Origin of the sequence: Hadarchaeum sp. (SeqCode) (assembly GCF_049969415.1) — an archaeon.
Lineage (GTDB): Archaea > Hadarchaeota > Hadarchaeia > Hadarchaeales > Hadarchaeaceae > Hadarchaeum.
In genome coordinates, this window is the sequence record NZ_JBMFOX010000135.1 from 1 (window position 1) to 599 (window position 599).

1 protein-coding gene and 1 CRISPR repeat array are annotated in these 599 nt (G+C 52.6%); the gene reads right to left on the minus strand.

The window, feature by feature from the left end; all coding sequences use genetic code 11:
* Positions 1-201: hypothetical protein (locus ACP5PX_RS08375; RefSeq protein ID WP_428085489.1), on the minus strand; the 201-nt coding region annotated here is incomplete at its 3' end.
* A gap of 17 nt (positions 202-218) precedes the next feature.
* Positions 219-550: a CRISPR direct-repeat array (repeat unit 37 nt; unit sequence GTTGCTGTTCCCTATCCCTCGTTTGAGCTACTGAAAC).
* Positions 551-599: the final 49 nt, after the last annotated feature.

The following is a 599-nucleotide window of genomic DNA, read 5'->3' on the forward strand; positions in this document are numbered from 1 at the left end:
GGTGATCTCTATGATGTACCCCATGCCGAAAGGCCCTTTTCCGAGTTCGACCGTCTCGCACGCGTCGGGGTTTCCGGCCGCCTTTACCATCTTCTCCAGTATCTCCCTGCAGCGGGACCCGATTTTTTCGACGAACCAGCTCAGCTCCCTCGCTGTAGCCCTGCGATACTCTATCCACCCCAGCGCGATCCAGACCAGCATTTGAACACCGGAAACCGAAAACTGTTCCCTATCCCTCGTTTGAGCTACTGAAACACTGAGCAGGTCTACGAGTGGACTTGCCCCAAGTGCGGAAAGTTGCTGTTCCCTATCCCTCGTTTGAGCTACTGAAACCACGGGTCAGGGGGGAAATCCAGCGGTTATTAGAGTTGCTGTTCCCTATCCCTCGTTTGAGCTACTGAAACAGGAGATCGAGAAAGGGAACATTCGAAGACTTGCTCGTTGCTGTTCCCTATCCCTCGTTTGAGCTACTGAAACCAAGAACCGACTGGGGTAGATTTAGACGAGGTTAAAGTTGCTGTTCCCTATCCCTCGTTTGAGCTACTGAAACACGTAAAAGGAGGTGAGAGAGGATGGTAGAGTGGTTCGTTGCTGTTCCC